Source organism: Halotia branconii CENA392 (genome assembly GCF_029953635.1).
In the GTDB taxonomy this organism is placed as follows: domain Bacteria; phylum Cyanobacteriota; class Cyanobacteriia; order Cyanobacteriales; family Nostocaceae; genus Halotia; species Halotia branconii.
The window spans coordinates 3,195,496-3,214,074 of record NZ_CP124543.1 but is presented as its reverse complement, the minus strand read 5'-3'; the positions used below and the strand labels follow the sequence as shown (position 1 = coordinate 3,214,074).

General features: G+C 43.1%; 11 protein-coding genes, 2 tRNA genes and 3 rRNA genes. 10 read left to right on the top strand and 6 right to left on the bottom strand.

The window, feature by feature from the left end:
- Positions 1–38 precede the first annotated feature (38 nt).
- Entirely contained in the window at positions 39–1,163 is a 1,125-nt protein-coding gene (locus tag QI031_RS14035) for a succinylglutamate desuccinylase/aspartoacylase family protein (protein ID WP_281485737.1), read from the top strand.
- On the opposite strand, the gene QI031_RS14030 is transcribed toward QI031_RS14035, so the two are convergent.
- On the bottom strand, positions 1,160–1,648 hold the full coding sequence (locus QI031_RS14030; protein ID WP_281485736.1) for a GNAT family N-acetyltransferase: 489 nt from the start codon (positions 1,646–1,648) through the stop codon (positions 1,160–1,162). The genes QI031_RS14035 and QI031_RS14030 overlap by 4 nt on opposite strands.
- 205 nt (positions 1,649–1,853) lie before the next feature.
- Between QI031_RS14030 and era the strand changes: the two genes are divergently transcribed.
- A complete protein-coding gene (era, locus tag QI031_RS14025; RefSeq protein WP_281485735.1) occupies positions 1,854–2,828 on the top strand; it encodes a GTPase Era in 975 nt (324 codons plus the stop codon).
- A 2-nt stretch (positions 2,829–2,830) separates the two neighbouring features.
- A complete protein-coding gene (locus tag QI031_RS14020) occupies positions 2,831–3,505 on the top strand; it encodes a response regulator (RefSeq protein WP_281485734.1) in 675 nt (224 codons plus the stop codon).
- Between the two features lie 540 nt (positions 3,506–4,045).
- On the opposite strand, the gene QI031_RS14015 is transcribed toward QI031_RS14020, so the two are convergent.
- The 3 genes from QI031_RS14015 to glyQ form a co-directional block, all read right to left on the bottom strand.
- Entirely contained in the window at positions 4,046–6,403 is a 2,358-nt protein-coding gene (locus tag QI031_RS14015) for a ComEC/Rec2 family competence protein (protein WP_281485733.1), read from the bottom strand.
- Positions 6,404–6,747: 344 nt separating this feature from the next.
- Positions 6,748–6,960, bottom strand: a complete 213-nt coding sequence (locus QI031_RS14010) for a hypothetical protein (RefSeq protein WP_343217861.1) — start codon at positions 6,958–6,960, stop codon at positions 6,748–6,750.
- 71 nt (positions 6,961–7,031) lie between these two features.
- A complete protein-coding gene (gene glyQ / locus QI031_RS14005; protein WP_281485732.1) occupies positions 7,032–7,934 on the bottom strand; it encodes a glycine--tRNA ligase subunit alpha in 903 nt (300 codons plus the stop codon).
- A gap of 332 nt (positions 7,935–8,266) precedes the next feature.
- Between glyQ and QI031_RS14000 the strand changes: the two genes are divergently transcribed.
- From QI031_RS14000 to rrf, 5 genes are all read left to right on the top strand, one after another.
- Positions 8,267–9,755 (top strand): 16S ribosomal RNA (locus QI031_RS14000).
- A 128-nt stretch (positions 9,756–9,883) separates the two neighbouring features.
- Positions 9,884–9,957, top strand: a tRNA-Ile gene (locus QI031_RS13995).
- Positions 9,958–10,045: 88 nt separating this feature from the next.
- Positions 10,046–10,118: transfer RNA gene (locus QI031_RS13990), tRNA-Ala, on the top strand.
- A gap of 220 nt (positions 10,119–10,338) precedes the next feature.
- A 23S ribosomal RNA gene (locus QI031_RS13985) occupies positions 10,339–13,171 on the top strand.
- A gap of 115 nt (positions 13,172–13,286) precedes the next feature.
- Positions 13,287–13,404: ribosomal RNA gene (gene rrf, locus QI031_RS13980) — 5S ribosomal RNA — on the top strand.
- The 16S, 23S and 5S rRNA genes sit together here with 2 tRNA genes alongside, the layout of an rRNA operon.
- 138 nt (positions 13,405–13,542) lie before the next feature.
- Here rrf and QI031_RS13975 read toward each other — a convergent pair.
- Together QI031_RS13975 and QI031_RS13970 are read right to left on the bottom strand one after the other, a co-directional pair.
- Positions 13,543–14,775 carry an LL-diaminopimelate aminotransferase gene (locus QI031_RS13975; RefSeq protein WP_281485731.1) on the bottom strand — a complete coding sequence of 411 codons (1,233 nt, stop codon included), beginning with the start codon at positions 14,773–14,775 and terminating at the stop codon, positions 13,543–13,545.
- A 48-nt stretch (positions 14,776–14,823) separates the two neighbouring features.
- Complete coding sequence (locus QI031_RS13970) at positions 14,824–15,588, bottom strand: ABC transporter ATP-binding protein (RefSeq protein ID WP_281485730.1); 765 nt, start codon at positions 15,586–15,588, stop codon at positions 14,824–14,826.
- Between the two features lie 440 nt (positions 15,589–16,028).
- On the opposite strand from QI031_RS13970, the gene QI031_RS13965 reads away from it, so the two are divergent.
- Positions 16,029–17,756: a succinate dehydrogenase/fumarate reductase flavoprotein subunit gene (locus QI031_RS13965; protein ID WP_281485729.1), complete on the top strand. Its 1,728-nt coding sequence runs from the start codon at positions 16,029–16,031 to the stop codon at positions 17,754–17,756.
- A gap of 218 nt (positions 17,757–17,974) precedes the next feature.
- Positions 17,975–18,388: a DNA mismatch repair protein gene (locus tag QI031_RS13960; RefSeq protein WP_281485728.1), complete on the top strand. Its 414-nt coding sequence runs from the start codon at positions 17,975–17,977 to the stop codon at positions 18,386–18,388.
- The last annotated feature ends 191 nt before the right edge of the window (positions 18,389–18,579 follow it).

Below are 18,579 nucleotides of genomic sequence, written 5' to 3'. Positions count from 1 at the left end.
CTAGCCATAATTTACTCAAATCATGACCGAATTATCTCATGTTGCCAGTTATTGAAACTATTGCTTTACGTCAAATGGCTTCGGGCGATCGCTTGTATTTGCAAGTTTACAAGTTCATTGGCGCTCAACCTGGGAAAAAGGTTTACATCCAATCTAACTTGCATGGTGCAGAGATTGCTGGTAATGCAGTCATTCACCAATTAATTGAGTTTTTAATTTCATTAAATGATACTGATTTAGCTGGAGAAATTTGGTTAGTTCCTGTTTGTAACCCGATGGGAACTAATGAACGCGCTCAACATTTTTCGCCAGGGCGATTTTGTGTTTACGAAGCTAAAGACTGGAACCGCATTTTTTGGGACTATGAAAAAGAAGCTGATGATTTAGTAGCTTTTGCTAAATTTCAACTTCAAGATCATCAAGAGGTAGTTCGCCAAAATTATCTAAATATAATTAAAGAAAAGTTTACCAAACTCTTAGCAGAAATTAACTCTTTTAGTAGCGTTCCTTATACTGAATATTTTCGCTATCAACTACAAAACCTCAGTTTAGATGCAGATTATTTAATAGACCTACACAGTTCTACAAACAAAGGTTTAGACTTCCTTTATTACTTCCCAAATCAAGAAGAAAGTGCAAAATACTTTCTACTCGATTTGGGGATTTTACTTGATAAATATGATGGAGATGCTTTTGATGAAGCTTTTATCAAACCTTGGCTAGCTTTGGAAGGTCGTTTTCAACAGCTAGGTAGAGACATCAGATTTGATGTAGAAGCTTGGACGCTTGAACTAGGCGCAGGAATGCAAATGAATCCTGATTCTGTTGCTAAAGGTGTACGAGGTATCAAAAATTATTTAATACAAAAAGGTGTGCTGAAAATCTCTAGTTTAGTTTCCCAAGAAGAAAATCATAAGATGACTTTTACTACAAGTAGCAAAAGACAGAAATATTATGCGATCGCCGGTGGCATGATTCAGGCTAGAATCGAACTAGGTACTGTAGTCAAAGCTGGAGATAAACTATATCAAATTCTGAGTTTTAATAAAGAAAGTCAATTACCTACTATTATAGATATTTTTGCTGAACAAAATGGATTAGTTTATGATATATCAACTAATCAGGCAGTAAATCAAGGTGAGTTTGTTCTAGGAATTATTTAGTAAATTTTATTTACGCTACGTTTTTTGACAAATTTCATCTCTCCTCTGAAGTTTCCATCAGATTCAACACCGACTGGAATCCAGTCTAGATGTAGATAGAAACCGTAGGCTCTTAAGCTAGAGTCATTGCCTGTGACTAACCAAATCTCTTCCATTCCCTTTGACCACAACCAGCTTTCAGCAGCTTGCATCAAAGCACGTCCAACTCCCTGGCATTCAAAAGAAGGGAGGACGAATATGCCAAATATCGTTTTTTCTGTGGCATTCGCAATTGAAAAACCAATCGGTTGCTCGTCAATTTCAGCAACCCATGCACAACAGTCTGTTTCTAGCATTTTGATAACGGACTCTGGAGTAATGCCAAGTTCAGCAATCTCCTCGCGGGATTGATGATTTTCGATTACGCTGGTTCTAATGTTAAAGAGAGTGTCGATATCGTCCAGTTGAGCAATTCGGATATTCATATCGTCTTTACTGTGAGTCATGCTTGACATCATGTTTGATAAATTACTTACGATTAAGCCCCGATTTTAATCCACCAATAAAAACTAGTTAAACCTTGAATCAAATCTTGCTGTTGAAGTCAAGATTGACAGCGATTAAATAAAATTTTCTCCAAATCATCTTGAGTAAAATGCGCTATACTTGGTTATCAATTACATAATTGTCACAACTATAAATCTATAAAATATGACTGTGGAGCCAAAGGTGAATAGTATTGATAATTACGTCTTCTCTTTTTCAAAAGAAGTATCGATTCCCCAGGCTCCTCCTGAATTTAAATCGGGTTTTATCGGCATTATTGGTCGTCCCAATGTCGGTAAATCTACGTTAATGAATCAATTAATAGGACAAAAAATTGCTATTACCTCACCAGTAGCACAAACTACACGCAATCGTCTGCGAGGGATTTTAACTACACCAGAAGCACAGTTGATTTTTGTAGATACACCAGGAATCCATAAACCCCATCATCAATTGGGAGAAGTACTGGTGAAAAATGCCAAAATAGCGATTGAATCGGTAGATGTGGTGTTGTTTGTTGTAGATGCAACAGTAGCTTGTGGAACAGGCGATCGCTATATTGCCGATTTGCTGATTCGCAGCCAAACACCAGTAATTTTAGGTTTGAATAAAATTGATCAACAACCACCAGATTCATACTTTATAGATGATAGTTACCAGCAGATAGCTACGCCAAATAAGTGGCCAATAGTAAAATTTTCTGCCAAAACTAGTGCAGGATTGCCACAACTGCAAAATTTATTAATTGAACGTTTAGAAACTGGGCCGTTATATTATCCGCCAGACTTAGTAACCGACCAACCAGAACGCTTTATTATGGGCGAATTGATCCGTGAACAAATTTTATTGTTGACACGGGAAGAAGTGCCTCATTCAGTAGCGATCGCTATTGATCAAGTAGAAGAAACACCAAATATTACCCGTGTGCTTGCTACCATCCACGTCGAGAGAGATTCCCAAAAAGGAATTTTAATTGGTAAAGGTGGCTCAATGCTGAAAGCCGTCGGTAGCGCAGCCCGCGAACAAATTCAAAAGCTAATTTCTGGTAAAGTTTACTTAGACTTGTTCGTTAAAGTACAACCAAAGTGGCGGCATTCTCGCCTCAGTTTGGCAGAGTTGGGCTATCGCGTGGAAGAATAAAAATGTCTCTAGATACCAGCCATCTTTTAAATCTGCCAACAGATGCGCCATTAAGTGTGCTGATTGTTGAAGATGATCCGATGATGCAGCTAGGACTAGAACAGTCATTAATGGCTCATCCGCAGTTAGAGATTGTGGGACAAGCAGAAGATGGTTATTTGGGTGTGCAAGCAGCACTAAAATTAAAACCTCACTTGGTAGTGATGGATATTGGCTTACCGCGACTTGATGGTATTGCGGCGACACAGCAAATTAAAGCCGCACTGCCAGAAACTCATGTAGTCATGTTAACGTCTCACCAAACGGAGACAGAAATTATTGCTGCACTTTCTAGCGGTGCAGATGCCTATTGTATCAAAGGTGCAAGTGTAGAGCGATTATTAAGTGCGATCGCCGCCGCAGTTGATGGTGCAGCTTATCTCGATCCGCAGATTGCGCGGCGAGTAATTGACAATCTCAAACCTCCTCCAGCTAAGGGAAATACTGGAAACTTATCTGGACGCGAATTAGAAGTATTGAAACTTATGGTAGATGGATTGAGCAATCCACAGATTGCCGAAAAACTCTATCTCAGTCCCAACACCGTCAAAACTCACGTCCGGGGAATTATGAATAAACTAGCAGTAGACGATCGCGTTCAAGCAGCAGTTGTCGCACTGCGTTCAGGTTTGGTTTAAATTTAATCGAAACAGTTACTACACAAAAGTGTACCCTGAGACAGGGGTGATGTTTCATTTCTTCTGTGTGGTAAATACGCGCCAAATGATAAAAACTGTGAATCCTACATAAGCGAATACAGTTAGCCATTCCTGCCATCTACTAAATGTATCGGTCATTAGTAAAATAAAAGTACCCTAAAAAATTTTTTCTTATTTTCCGGAATCGCCGAAGCTCCAGTGGTATCACTTAACAGTACAGCGATTTATACAGAACTTCTATAACTAACAGTTTGGGGAATATATCCCTTGTCTTTTCTCAAAAGCTTGGTCATAACGGCCGAGCTTTTGACCTTTTTGAATAAATTAGAACTTACACACGTTCTACCAATTCTTCTGTGCGAGACGCTGCGCGTTGGCGGAAGCCTCTCGTAGAGAAGGTGTCTTGGCAAAGCCGCTTTGCGTCAACAGGAAATTCAGCTTTTCAGCCATTTTTGCGTAAGTCCTGAATTATTCCCGTGATTTTGGTTGACGATACGTCATTATGGGATTCAGCCTGATTTACAACATAGAAGATTTATTTTCCGTGGCTTGGATAAATGCTTCAAATTGACCCTTGGGTGTCCATTGGATAGCTCCATCCGTGCCTGTAAAAAATAGTTTTGTCTGACTTTGGCTCAATTCAGATAAAGCTTTAGAATCCAGGTTGCTAGAAGAAGCGATCGCTACTTGTGGTTGTAGCATGAGAACTAAATCTTTCAAAGACGCAGAACTACACCATAATACTTGTGGACGCGACAACCCTCCTGTTTTAAATAACGTTTCCACTTCTTTCGGCTTGACATTACCCACAAGTAACCAACTCTGTCCTTGAATTTGTAATTGTAAAACAGGCAATTGATCGTTAATTAACTGTGCCACTATCGAACCTGTATTCACTGCTTGTCCAGGTGTTAAAGGTTGATAAGTTCCCTGATGCTTTTGTACTTCCTGTTGAATTGCTTGAGTAGTAATTGTATTTCCTGGCTGGGAAGAATATGCAAAGAAATTTTTAATCGATAAATCTTGCAATATTTCCAACCAAGCATTACTATCATTGCCTTGAAAATCACTAGCGATCGCCCAATCTATTTGATTAACACCTTGCTGTTGCAAAAATGGTAAAATGGTAAAGCGTCCTGTACCTTCATCACCACTATTAATCAAGGTTACAATTCCTCGGTCTTGAATAACTACTACTGGTTCTGTACTAGCTTCCATAACCGTGATCCGAAATAGTGTATTGGTAGAATGCCAAGCTGGAACTAGTACTAAACCAAAAGCAATTAAACTGGCAAACCACCAACGTCGCTGCCACCAATGTACCAGCCAAACCAAGATAATCAGTGCGTAAATCGTGATTAACTGCCAAGTGGATATACTACCCACAGCAATAGAATTTCCTGGTAAATTGCTAAAAAATTCTATTAGCTTGATCAGCCAATCGGTGGGGTAATGTAGTAATCCAGCTAAAGCACTTCCAGCTTCCGGCCAAATTAACGCTGCCAAGGCACTGATAATTCCACCTATACTAATAATCGAAATGAATGGTGTGCTAATGATATTCAATAGCAGACTGTAAGATGGTACTACACCAAACACCAAAAGTTGTAAAGGTAAAGTCCAAACTGTAGCCGCAAGAGGAACAGCAATTAAAGAAGCGATCGCAGGTGGCAACCAATTCAAACGTTCAGTTATAGCTGGTACTGTGACAATTAACCCCAATGTTGCTAAAAAACTCAGTTGAAAACCTAAATCCCAAATCCATAAAGGGTTAAAAATTAATAAAAGGGTTGCTGCCAATAGGAGTGAGCCTAACTGTTTTACTTTTCTTTTTAAGAAAAGGCCAACTAAGGCTGCAAAACCCATAATCACAGCTCTTAATACCGCAGGTTGAAAACCAGTTAAACTCAAAAAAATCATTAAAGCTAAAAAGCCAAGAGTAAATTGTGTTGCTTTTTTGGCACGTTTCGTTAACTGTAAAATCACACTCAAAATCAAAGAAGTTTGAAACCCCGAAGCCGCCAAAGCATGAGCTAATCCAGCTCGTACAAACAAATCGCGGATATCATAAGGTAAATCGACTGCTTTGCTGCCTAAAACCATTGCACTAACAAGTGGCCCTTCAGGAATACCCAACCAACGAACCTGCGATCGTACAATTCGCTCCCGGACTTGCCACAATCCCCATTGTCGTTTCTTACTCGTATCTACAATATTTATTTGCCGTCCAATCAAACCAGCAAATGATCCTTCTTGCTTGAGAAACTTGCGAAAATCAAAAGCACCAGGGTTAGAAGCTGCCTTCGGTTGGTACAAAATTCCAGTCACAGCAATTTCCTGGCCAGAATATAACCCAGTCGCTTGAAGTATAGGTACTGTCACATATAATTTTCCCGTCACCCCTTTTGGCACACCTGCGGGGCCTTTATCATTTTTCACTTCATCTAACTGAGTAGCTTCTAACCAAAATTGTCCTCGTTGACTGCGAGTTAAACGGGGATTGCTAACCAATTCTCCGCGAACAATCACCAATTGTTCTTGATTATTATTTCCTGTTGGGATGAATTTACTAATATCTTCTGTAGTTGGCTGAGGTATTCGCCATTGAAAATATACAGTAGCCAACAAACCTACGAAACCAGCAACCAGCCATACACGTGGATGGGGAAAATTCTGCCAGATATTGGGCGTTGACTTAGTTTTACCACCAGCATTTTCTGATTTCTGTGGAATTTGTCGCAATCTATTACGTCTTTTAAAAAGAATTGCTCCCACTATTCCTAAAACTAAAATCCATACACCACCCCAAGGAACTGCCGTAAACAACAATCCTAGAATGTAACCAAGACAAATAATTAAACTACTCGTTTGAATCATAAAACTTTTTGCAGAAGCACCTGACGAATAAAATTCGTGGCTGACTTACATTAAAGTAACCTGAGTTCGGGATAAGCTAAAACCTTGATTATGTCGTTAGTTTTACCAGTGTGCAAGTCTTACTTCTTTCGTCCAGGCGATCGCAATTGAGTCTTTGACCCGAACTGACGCTAAAGTAGAAGCAGGAAGGAAAAAACCTTGATGCTTTTGGTGAAGTATAGTTCATCATCTTTATATAAATAAAGCCCGCGTTTGCGAGCTTCGTTGATGCAGCCTTTCCTGAACTAAGTTAGAAATGAGACCTTAATTTTTTGATTCATAAAAAGCAGCCAGTCTAACGTAGATTACTTCAAGCTGTTTAAGTAATTGTGCTTCGCTGCAAAATAATCACTAACTTCTGCGGAAGTTAGCGGTATTACTTGTGTTCCTGGTCGAATAAATTGTAGTAATGTCATTAGACTACACTGAGAACTACTAGTCTTTCTGTAGACACACTCGACGGTAATACCAGGTATGCGAAAGTAATCGCCGATTTTTAGTTGTTCAAAACTCATCATCTGCTCAAACTCAAAAAGTAAGAATTAAAGTTAAAGAGAAGTTAATGATTAAAAATCCCTCATCACTAATGCTAAACATTGCCAACACTACTTAAACCAGTTGCTGATCCCTCCAATAGTGGAAAACCCAACTTTTCCCTTTGCTCAACATATAACTGAGCTACTTTCCGAGCCAAATGACGGATTCTGGCGATATAACGAGTTCTTTCCGTCACGGAAATCACACCCCTAGCATCCAGCAAGTTGAAGGTATGGGAACACTTCATTACATAATCTAAGCTAGGCACAACTAATCCTCGCTCCGTCAACTGGGTAGCCTCCTGCTCATACAAATTAAACAGCGTCAGCAGCATCTCAGGATTTGACGCTTCAAAGTTATAGGTACTTTGCTCAATTTCATTTTGCAGAAAAACATCTCCATAAGTAATGTTGTCTGTCCAATGAATCTTAGGAATTGCCTCCACTTGCTGGAGATACATCACCAGTCGCTCTAACCCATAAGTAATCTCAATCGATACCGGACGGCAATCAATTCCGCCACACTGTTGAAAGTAGGTAAATTGTGTAATTTCCATCCCATCTAACCATACTTCCCAGCCAGTACCCCAAGCTCCCACCGTTGCATCTTCCCAATTATCTTCTACAAATCGAACATCATGATCTTCAGGACGAATACCTAAAGCCCTCAAAGAATCAAGATAAATCTCTTGAATATTATCTGGTGACGGCTTAATCAAAACTTGGTACTGATAGTAGTGTTGGAAGCGATTTGGGTTTTCGCCGTAGCGCCCATCCGTTGGACGACGACAGGGTTCAACATAAGCAACAGTCCACGGCTCCGGACCTAAGGCTCTTAAAAATGTATGGGGGTTTTTAGTACCTGCTCCCTTCTCAATGTCATAGGGTTGAGCAATCAAGCAACCCCGGTTTCCCCAGAATTGATGCAACGTAGCAATCACTGACTGAAAATTCACGCTTAGTCCTCCTAACTCAGCAGGCGTTCATAAACCATTGTTGCTTAGAAGCCTGTGGTGTAGCTAATTTGAAGAGACTAAGAAATACATTTCCAAATAATATTGGAAAAAAGAGTTGACAAAGGCGTGTGGGGTAGATATATTAGATAAGTGCCTAGAGGAGAGCGCCGCAAAGCGCGGTCCGAAAGGCAACCGAACCTTGAAAATATTATAGTTTGAAAGCGATTATACAGCAAGTGGTCAGCGTCAAGTAAATTGAAACACTAGGCTGGAGTGTATAAACAACAGTCTTTCATATATTATATGTGAGCTAAAAAGCAAACACTTCCATCAAAACGGAGAGTTTGATCCTGGCTCAGGATGAACGCTGGCGGTATGCTTAACACATGCAAGTCGAACGGGCTTTTCGGAGCTAGTGGCGGACGGGTGAGTAACGCGTGAGAATCTGGCTTTGGGTCGGGGACAACCACTGGAAACGGTGGCTAATACCGGATATGCCGCAAGGTAAAAGGCTTGCCGCCTGAAGATGAGCTCGCGTCTGATTAGCTAGTAGGTGTGGTAAGAGCGCACCTAGGCGACGATCAGTAGCTGGTCTGAGAGGATGATCAGCCACACTGGGACTGAGACACGGCCCAGACTCCTACGGGAGGCAGCAGTGGGGAATTTTCCGCAATGGGCGAAAGCCTGACGGAGCAATACCGCGTGAGGGAGGAAGGCTCTTGGGTTGTAAACCTCTTTTCTCAGGGAAGAAGTTCTGACGGTACCTGAGGAATAAGCATCGGCTAACTCCGTGCCAGCAGCCGCGGTAATACGGAGGATGCAAGCGTTATCCGGAATGATTGGGCGTAAAGCGTCCGCAGGTGGCCTTGTAAGTCTGCTGTTAAAGAGTGAGGCTCAACCTCATACAAGCAGTGGAAACTACACGGCTAGAGTGCGTTCGGGGTAGAGGGAATTCCTGGTGTAGCGGTGAAATGCGTAGATATCAGGAAGAACACCGGTGGCGAAAGCGCTCTGCTAGGCCGCAACTGACACTGAGGGACGAAAGCTAGGGGAGCGAATGGGATTAGATACCCCAGTAGTCCTAGCCGTAAACGATGGATACTAGGCGTGGCTTGTATCGACCCGAGCCGTGCCGTAGCTAACGCGTTAAGTATCCCGCCTGGGGAGTACGCAGGCAACTGTGAAACTCAAAGGAATTGACGGGGGCCCGCACAAGCGGTGGAGTATGTGGTTTAATTCGATGCAACGCGAAGAACCTTACCAAGACTTGACATGTCGCGAACTTTCCTGAAAGGGAGAGGTGCCTTCGGGAGCGCGAACACAGGTGGTGCATGGCTGTCGTCAGCTCGTGTCGTGAGATGTTGGGTTAAGTCCCGCAACGAGCGCAACCCTCGTTTTTAGTTGCCAGCACTTCGGGTGGGCACTCTAGAGAGACTGCCGGTGACAAACCGGAGGAAGGTGGGGATGACGTCAAGTCAGCATGCCCCTTACGTCTTGGGCTACACACGTACTACAATGCTACGGACAAAGGGCAGCTACACAGCAATGTGATGCAAATCCAAAAAACCGTAGCTCAGTTCAGATCGCAGGCTGCAACTCGCCTGCGTGAAGGAGGAATCGCTAGTAATTGCAGGTCAGCATACTGCAGTGAATTCGTTCCCGGGCCTTGTACACACCGCCCGTCACACCATGGAAGCTGGTAGTGCCCGAAGTCATTACTCCAACCATTCGTGGGGGAGGATGCCTAAGGCAGGACTGGTGACTGGGGTGAAGTCGTAACAAGGTAGCCGTACCGGAAGGTGTGGCTGGATCACCTCCTTTTAAGGGAGACCTACACCCCTCAAATCTTGAAAGCAAAATGCAAATAAAGATTGAGTTGGTCAAACCGAGGTCGGTCGCTTCTACTTGAATTATTGAGTGCTTTCAAACTATGATGAAGGTTCGGATTGGGGCTATTAGCTCAGGTGGTTAGAGCGCACCCCTGATAAGGGTGAGGTCCCTGGTTCGAGTCCAGGATGGCCCACCTGAATCAATTAAAAATGTCAAATGCAAAATTAAAAATTGAATTATATTCATTTTTAATTTTTAATTATCAATTTTTAATTGTATCTGGGGGTTTAGCTCAGTTGGTAGAGCGCCTGCTTTGCAAGCAGGATGTCAGCGGTTCGAGTCCGCTAATCTCCACCTGTAAATTTGACGAGAAATCAGCAACATGGCATGTAGGTATATAATGTCAGACTGCTGAGAGATTCTCAGCCAGAACCTTGAAAACTGCATAGTAACGCGAAATTAGCAGGCAGACACAGACATTTATTTTTTGATGAGATGAATTGTGTTTGCATTTTGTACACCAACGTAAAAATCTAATTACGAATTACGAATTAGAAATTACGAATTAGAAAGTGGTCAAGCTAATAAGGGCTAACGGTGGATACCTAGGCACACAGAGGCGACGAAGGACGTGGTTACCGACGATATGCTCCGGGGAGTTGGAAGCAGACATTGAGCCGGAGATTTCCGAATGGGGCAACCTTTTATACTAGCTGCTGAATATATAGGCAGCAAAGAGCCAACCCAGCGAACTGAAACATCTTAGTAGCTGGAGGAAAAAAAATCAATCTAGAGATTCCCTAAGTAGTGGTGAGCGAACGGGGAAAAGCCTAAACCAGTTGGTTTACTGACTGGGGTAGTGGGACAGCAAATTGCGAATCTGGCGGTTAAACGAAACAGCTAAATACTGTACCACAGAAGGTGAAAGTCCTGTAGTTGAAAACTTAAAGATAGTAGCTGAATCCCGAGTAGCATGGGGCACGAGGAATCCCATGTGAATCAGCGAGGACCACCTCGTAAGGCTAAATACTACTGTGTGACCGATAGTGAACCAGTACCGCGAGGGAAAGGTGAAAAGAACCCCGCAAGGGGAGTGAAATAGAACATGAAACCGTTAGCTTACAAGCAGTGGGAGTCCGATTCAACGGATGACCGCGTGCCTGTTGAAGAATGAGCCGGCGACTTATAGGCACTGGTAGGTTAAGGCGAAAATGCCGGAGCCAAAGGGAAACCGAGTCTGAAAAGGGCGATAATCAGTGTTTATAGACCCGAACCCTGGTGATCTAACCATGGCCAGGATGAAGCTTGGGTAACACCAAGTGGAGGTCCGAACCGACCGATGTTGAAAAATCGGCGGATGAGCTGTGGTTAGGGGTGAAATGCCAATCGAACCAGGAGCTAGCTGGTTCTCCCCGAAATGTGTTGAGGCGCAGCGGTAATGATTATATCTGGGGGGTAAAGCACTGTTTCGGTGCGGGCTGTGAGAACGGTACCAAATCGAGACAAACTCTGAATACCCAGAGAACACATTGCCAGACAGACAGTGGGGGATAAGCTTCATTGTCAAGAGGGAAACAGCCCAGACCACCAGCTAAGGTCCCCAAATCATCGCTAAGTGATAAAGGAGGTGAGAGTGCAAAGACAACTAGGAGGTTTGCCTAGAAGCAGCCACCCTTGAAAGAGTGCGTAATAGCTCACTAGTCAAGCGCTCTTGCGCCGAAAATGAACGGGGCTAAGCGATGTACCGAAGCTGTGGGATTAATCGTAACGATTAATCGGTAGGGGAGCGTTCCGTGTTAGGAAGAAGCAGTAGCGGCAAGCAGCTGTGGACGAAACGGAAGTGAGAATGTCGGCTTGAGTAGCGCAAACTAGGGTGAGAATCCCTAGCCCCGAAACCCTAAGGGTTCCTCCGCCAGGTTCGTCCTCGGAGGGTTAGTCGGGTCCTAAGGCGAGGTCGAAAGGCGTAGTCGATGGACACAGGGTCAACAATCCCTGACTATTATGTGGGAGCATTGATTGGGACGCATGAAAGATAGCCATACCCTGATTGGTTTGGGAGGAGTTTACGAACTCCGGATGGTGAAGGATAGTGCCAAGAAAAGCAATGAATGTGATGAAAGCATGATACCCGTACCCGAAACCGACACAGGTAGGGAGGTTGAGAATACCAAGGGGCGCGAGATAACTCTCTCTAAGGAACTCGGCAAAATGGCCCCGTAACTTCGGAAGAAGGGGTGCCCACTCATGGTGGGTCGCAGTGAAGAGATCCAGGCGACTGTTTACCAAAAACACAGGTCTCCGCAAACTCGCAAGAGGACGTATGGGGGCTGACGCCTGCCCAGTGCCGGAAGGTTAAGGAAGTTGGTCAGGGTGAAAGCTTGAAGCTGACGACTGAAGCCCCGGTGAACGGCGGCCGTAACTATAACGGTCCTAAGGTAGCGAAATTCCTTGTCGGGTAAGTTCCGACCCGCACGAAAGGCGTAACGATCTGGATGGTGTCTCAGAGAGAGACTCGGCGAAATAGGAATGTCTGTGAAGATACGGACTGCCTGCACCTGGACAGAAAGACCCTATGAAGCTTTACTGTAGCCTGGAATTGTGTTCGGGCTTCGCTTGCGCAGGATAGGTGGGAGGCGTTGAGATATTCCTTGTGGGGGATATGGAGCCAATGGTGAGATACCACTCTGGCGAAGCTAGAATTCTAACCTAGCACCCTGACCGGGTGTGGGAACAGTTTCAGGTGGGCAGTTTGACTGGGGCGGTCGCCTCCTAAAAGGTAACGGAGGCGCGCAAAGGTTCTCTCAGCACGCTTGGAAACCGTGCGGCGAGTGTAAAGGCAATAAGAGAGCTTGACTGCAAGAGTGACATCTCGAGCAGGTACGAAAGTAGGCCTTAGTGATCCGACGGTACAGAGTGGAATGGCCGTCGCTCAACGGATAAAAGTTACTCTAGGGATAACAGGCTGATCTCCCCCAAGAGTCCACATCGACGGGGAGGTTTGGCACCTCGATGTCGGCTCATCGCAACCTGGGGCGGAAGTACGTCCCAAGGGTTGGGCTGTTCGCCCATTAAAGCGGTACGTGAGCTGGGTTCAGAACGTCGTGAGACAGTTCGGTCCATATCCGGTGCAGGCGTAAGAGCATTGAGAGGAGCCTTCCTTAGTACGAGAGGACCGGGAAGGACGCACCGCTGGTGTACCAGTTATCGTACCAACGGTAGACGCTGGGTAGCCAAGTGCGGAGCGGATAACCGCTGAAAGCATCTAAGTGGGAAGCCCACCTCAAGATGAGTGCTCTCACTACTAATAGTAGGTAAGGTCACGGGCAGAACACCCGTTGATAGGCGGTAGGTGGAAGTGCAGTAATGTATGCAGCCGAGCCGTGCTAATAGACCGAGGGCTTGACCTCTCAAACATTTGGTTACTAATTCATTCGCGTTACTTGCAGTCTTCAGGGTTTTGTGAAGTATTAGAAATGTAAAATTTCAAAAGTCATTTTTAATTTTACATTCCCATCAGCTTTTCCTGGTGTCTATTGCGCGGTGGAACCACGCTGAATCCTTCCCGAACTCAGAGGTGAAACGCTGTTGCGGCCACGATAGTTTAGGGGTAGCCCTACGCAAAAATAGCTCGATGCCAGGTCTAATCATACAAGAAGTCTTCTAGCTCATCTCAATGCTAGGAGGCTTTCTTTTTATTCAATCTAGTACATCTAGTACAGTATGAAATCAAGCTCAGTTCATTTAAAACTGAGCTTGATCAAAATAAAGGCAAACAAGCCTAAATGAAGTGGTTTGTAATCCTTTGCATCGCTTCTTCTACATTCTCTCGGCTATTAAATGCCGAAATTCGGAAGTAGCCTTCGCCAGCAGCACCAAATCCAGAGCCAGGTGTTCCCACCACATTTACAGTTTGCAGCAGTTTATCAAAAAATTCCCAACTAGAGAGGCTATTGGGAGTTTTTACCCAGACGTAAGGCGCATTTACGCCACCGTAAACAGCTAATTTTGCTGCTGACAGTTTTTCCCGAATTATTCTAGCGTTGTCTAAATAAAAACTAACTAATTCCTTAATTTGTGTTTGTCCTTCTGGGGAGTAAACTGCTTCAGCTCCTCGTTGTACAATGTAAGATACACCATTGAATTTAGTGGATTGGCGACGATTCCACAATTTCCACAGTTCCACATCAGAACCATCGGCGGCTTTCGCTGTTAGTGTTTTTGGCACGACGGTTAGCGCACAACGAGTGCCGGTAAAACCTGCATTTTTAGAGAAAGAACGAAACTCGATCGCACATTCTCTAGCACCTGCAATTTCATAAATAGAATGAGGAAGTGCTGGATCTGTGATATATGCTTCGTAAGCTGCATCAAAGAAGATAATCGAGCCATGATCTTTAGCATAATCTACCCATGCCTTCAAGTATTCCTTAGTGGCAGTCGCACCAGTGGGATTATTAGGAAAGCAGAGATAAATTAAATCGACTTTCTGTGAGGGAATTTCAGCGGTAAAGTTGTTATCAGCAGAAATTGGCAGATAGACTAAACCTGCAAATTCACCTTGTTCATTGGCAACCCCAGTATTACCCGCCATAACGTTAGTATCTACATATACGGGGTAAACTGGGTCAGTGACGGCGATAGTATTGTTATGTCCGAAAATTTCTAGAATATTGCCCGTGTCGCACTTAGAACCATCAGAGATAAAAATTTCTGAGGCATCAATTTCAGCCCCCCGTGCTTGAAAATCTTGGGCGGCAATTTTCTCTCTTAACCAAGCATAACCTTGTTCTGGGCCATAGCCTCTAAAAGTATTGCGATCGCCCATTTCTTCCACAGCTTGAATCATTGCTGTGCGGCAAGCTGCTGGTAAAGGTTCTGTGACATCACCAATACCCAACCGAATGATTTTAGCATCAGGATTTGCTTGGGCGAAGGCATTAACCCGTCGCGCAATTTCCGGAAACAGATAACCTGCTTTTAGCTTTAGGTAGTTGTCGTTAACAGTAGCCATAATAAATTTTGAAAAAACGCATTCAAACAGCTTACTGCTAATTTATATCTACAGTACTTGAGTTTGACCCAAGTCGGCTGGTGTGAGGTTGGAGTGCAATACTTCACCATCACGAAACCATATAATGCGCTGGGTTTGACGAGCGACTTCTGGTTCATGAGTAACCATGACAACTGTAATGCCGCTGTTATTCAGTTCGCTAAAGATATCTAATACTTCCTGGGTGGTGTGGGAATCGAGTGCGCCAGTAGGTTCATCGGCTAACAGAACAACGGGACGGTTGACAATGGCACGAGCGATCGCTACTCTTTGTTGTTGTCCTCCAGATAGTTGAGTGGGTTTGTTGTGGAGGCGATTAGCTAAACCTACTCGTGTCAAAGCTTCAGCAGCGCGATCGCGTCTTTCGCTAGAATTAATACTGGCATATACCATTGGCAATATGACATTTTCTAATGCGGTTAGCTGAGGTAAAAGGTGGAATTGTTGGAATACAAACCCTAATTTTTTATTACGAGTGTGTGCCAACTCTTGATCATTCATTTGGGCAACATCAAGGTTATCTAGATAATAACGTCCACTGGTGGGACGATCTAAACAACCGATAATATTCATGGCTGTGGATTTACCCGAACCAGAAGGCCCCATAATTGAGCAATATTCACCCTCTTCCACAGTTAAATTAACATCATTCAGGGCTTTTACTTCAGTTTCGCCACTGCCATAAACTTTAAAGATATTCTCTAAGCGAATAATAGTCGATTTGGGAACAGGATTAGGAACTCCAGAATCAAAAATTGAAATAGTTTTTGTCATAAAAATTTAGTTATTAATTATTAAATCAGTCCCAATGAAAAAACTTCACTATTATAATCAATACTTTTAGTTTTAGGACTTATACCAATTCTCTATAAACTTGCACTTAATGATTATCCTTTTCTTCCTTAGCGTTCTTGGCGTTCTTGGCGGTTCGTAATTAAAAAATTTAGTGCATCTTCACAAAGAATTGGTATTACCGCACAGGTAACGGAAAATATAACCGCAGAGGACGCTGAAGACCCGGATAAATAGGAGTTTTAGAGAGTTATTGCGTAAGTCCTAAGTTTAATAAAACATGATTTACACCATTTATATTATTTTAACTTATTGACACAAAGCGTTTTATCTTAAACTTTCATGAATGCAGGCTGCCTCGTTGATCATGTCTCTACAATAGAACAGCTAGAACAACAGTTTTTTGCAGTCAGAGACAAATTATGCTGGAACATGATGTGATTATTGTCGGGGGTGGATTGGCGGGCTGTCGCGCCGCTGTAGAAATTGCCCGGACTGACCCTAGTTTAAATATTGCTGTGGTTGCTAAAACCCATCCGATTCGTTCCCATTCGGTCGCTGCTCAAGGTGGTATGGCAGCGTCCCTGAAAAATGTGGATTCAGCAGACACTTGGGAAGCCCACGCTTTTGATACTGTTAAAGGTTCTGACTACTTGGCAGACCAAGACGCAGTGGCTATTCTTGCCCAAGAAGCGCCGGATGTAGTAATTGATTTAGAACACATGGGCGTTTTATTCTCTCGTTTAAGCGATGGTCGCATTGCCCAGCGGGCTTTTGGTGGACATACTCACAACCGTACTTGTTACGCTGCTGATAAGACTGGTCACGCAATTTTGCATGAATTGGTTAATAATTTGCGGCGTTATGGTGTGCAAATTTATCAAGAATGGTATGTAATGCGCCTGATTTTGTCAGAAGGTCAGGCTAAAGGTGTAGTGATGTATAGGCTTTTAGATGGACATATAGAGGTGATACGGGCTAAGGCTGTAATGTTTGCCACTGGGGGCTATGGTCGTGTTTATAATACTACATCTAATGATTATGCTTCTACGGGTGATGGTTTAGCAATGACTGCGATCGCCGGTTTACCTTTAGAAGATATGGAATTTGTCCAATTTCATCCTACTGGCTTGTATCCGGTAGGGGTGCTGATTTCCGAAGCAGTACGGGGAGAAGGAGCGTATTTAATTAATAGTGAAGGCGATCGCTTCATGGCCAACTACGCACCCAGTCGCATGGAACTAGCTCCTCGTGATATTACCTCAAGAGCGATCGCCTATGAAATTCGTGCAGGTCGCGGTATTCATGCCGATGGTAGCGCTGGTGGTTCTTTTGTCTATCTGGACTTGCGACACATGGGCAAAGAAAAAATTATGAGTCGTGTTCCCTTTTGTTGGGAAGAAGCTCACCGCTTAGTAGGTGTGGATGCGGTAACTCAACCGATGCCAGTCCGACCGACAATTCATTATTGTATGGGTGGTATCCCAGTTAATATTGATGGTCAAGTTCGTAGTAGTGGTGATGGTTTAGTTGAGGGTTTCTTTGCTGCTGGCGAAACATCTTGTGTTTCCGTCCACGGTGCTAACCGCCTTGGTAGTAATTCTCTGTTGGAGTGTGTAGTTTATGGTAAACGCACTGGGGCAGCGATCGCTAAATTTGTGCAAAACCGCAAACTACCAACTTTAGATGAACAACATTATGTTAACGAAGCCAAGCAACAAATCCAAACGTTATTAGAACAGCCAGGAAAGTATCGTATTAACCAAGTTCGTCAAGCCTTTCAAGATTGTATGACTCAGTTCTGTGGGGTTTTTCGTACTCAAGAATTAATGAGTCAGGGCTTGCATAAATTAGCAGAATTACAACAGCAATATACTCAAATTTATTTAGATGATAAAGGCAGTTGCTGGAATACAGAAATTTTAGAAGCTCTAGAACTGCGGAGTTTAATGGTAGTAGGACAGACAATTTTAGCATCAGCCCTAAATCGCCAAGAAAGTCGCGGCGCTCATTTCCGTGAAGATTATCCTCAAAGAGACGATGCTAATTTCCTCAGGCATACAATGGCTTACTATTCACCAGCAGGAATTGATATCCAGTATCGCTCAGTAGCAATCACTATGTTTGAGCCAAAAGAGCGCAAGTATTAGTCATTCTATCTTGCATGAGCGTAGTCGAAGTAGCCAAAGTGCTGCTTCTCTTGCTTGCCCAAATGTATCAACTTTAAAGTCAAACGGTATTAGTTCCCAAGACTACTGATATATAGTAAGTATTATTTTTGGCGGCAGTCTTGATTAAGTTCTTAGCTGAGTGGGAATACTAAGTTTAGCTAACCTAATTTTTGGAAAAATTTGCGAGGCTTTATTCCATGCCAGAAATTAATATTGGTGATTCTTTAGCTCATCCTTTAGTGAGATATCGTAATCATTTAGAATTTAATGGATATCATGTTGAAGAAGATCATGATTTGCTTTTATGTCGTCATCATAGAAAGAATAACTTAATTGTTAAATGTATTCCTAATCGCGGAGTATTAATTAGAGCGCTTTATTCTTGTCAGCCAAATATTAATAGAGTAGATTTATTAGAATATGTAAACGAATTAAATTCAGAATTTATGTTTATGAGAGCATATATTCATAATCCAGTAAATGATTTGTTTTTAGAAACTTTTTGTGAAGGTGAATATGATAGAACTATTTTCTCAATTTTTTTAGATAATCTTGAATATGATATGGAGCTTTTTGGCAAAAATAAGTTGACGCGAGAGTATTTACAGTAAGAAAATATTCAATACTTGATCTTGTATTCGACATTTAATACTTAAAGCAGCCATAGTATGCGTTGCGATCGCCTTGAGCAACTCCCTAATTAAGCTCATCCCATCCCTTGAAGGATACAGCTGCCGTTTGTTGTGGGACATCCCAATGGTTTTTTGGATGCAGTGTCATAGGTAAATGCAACTCTCCAACT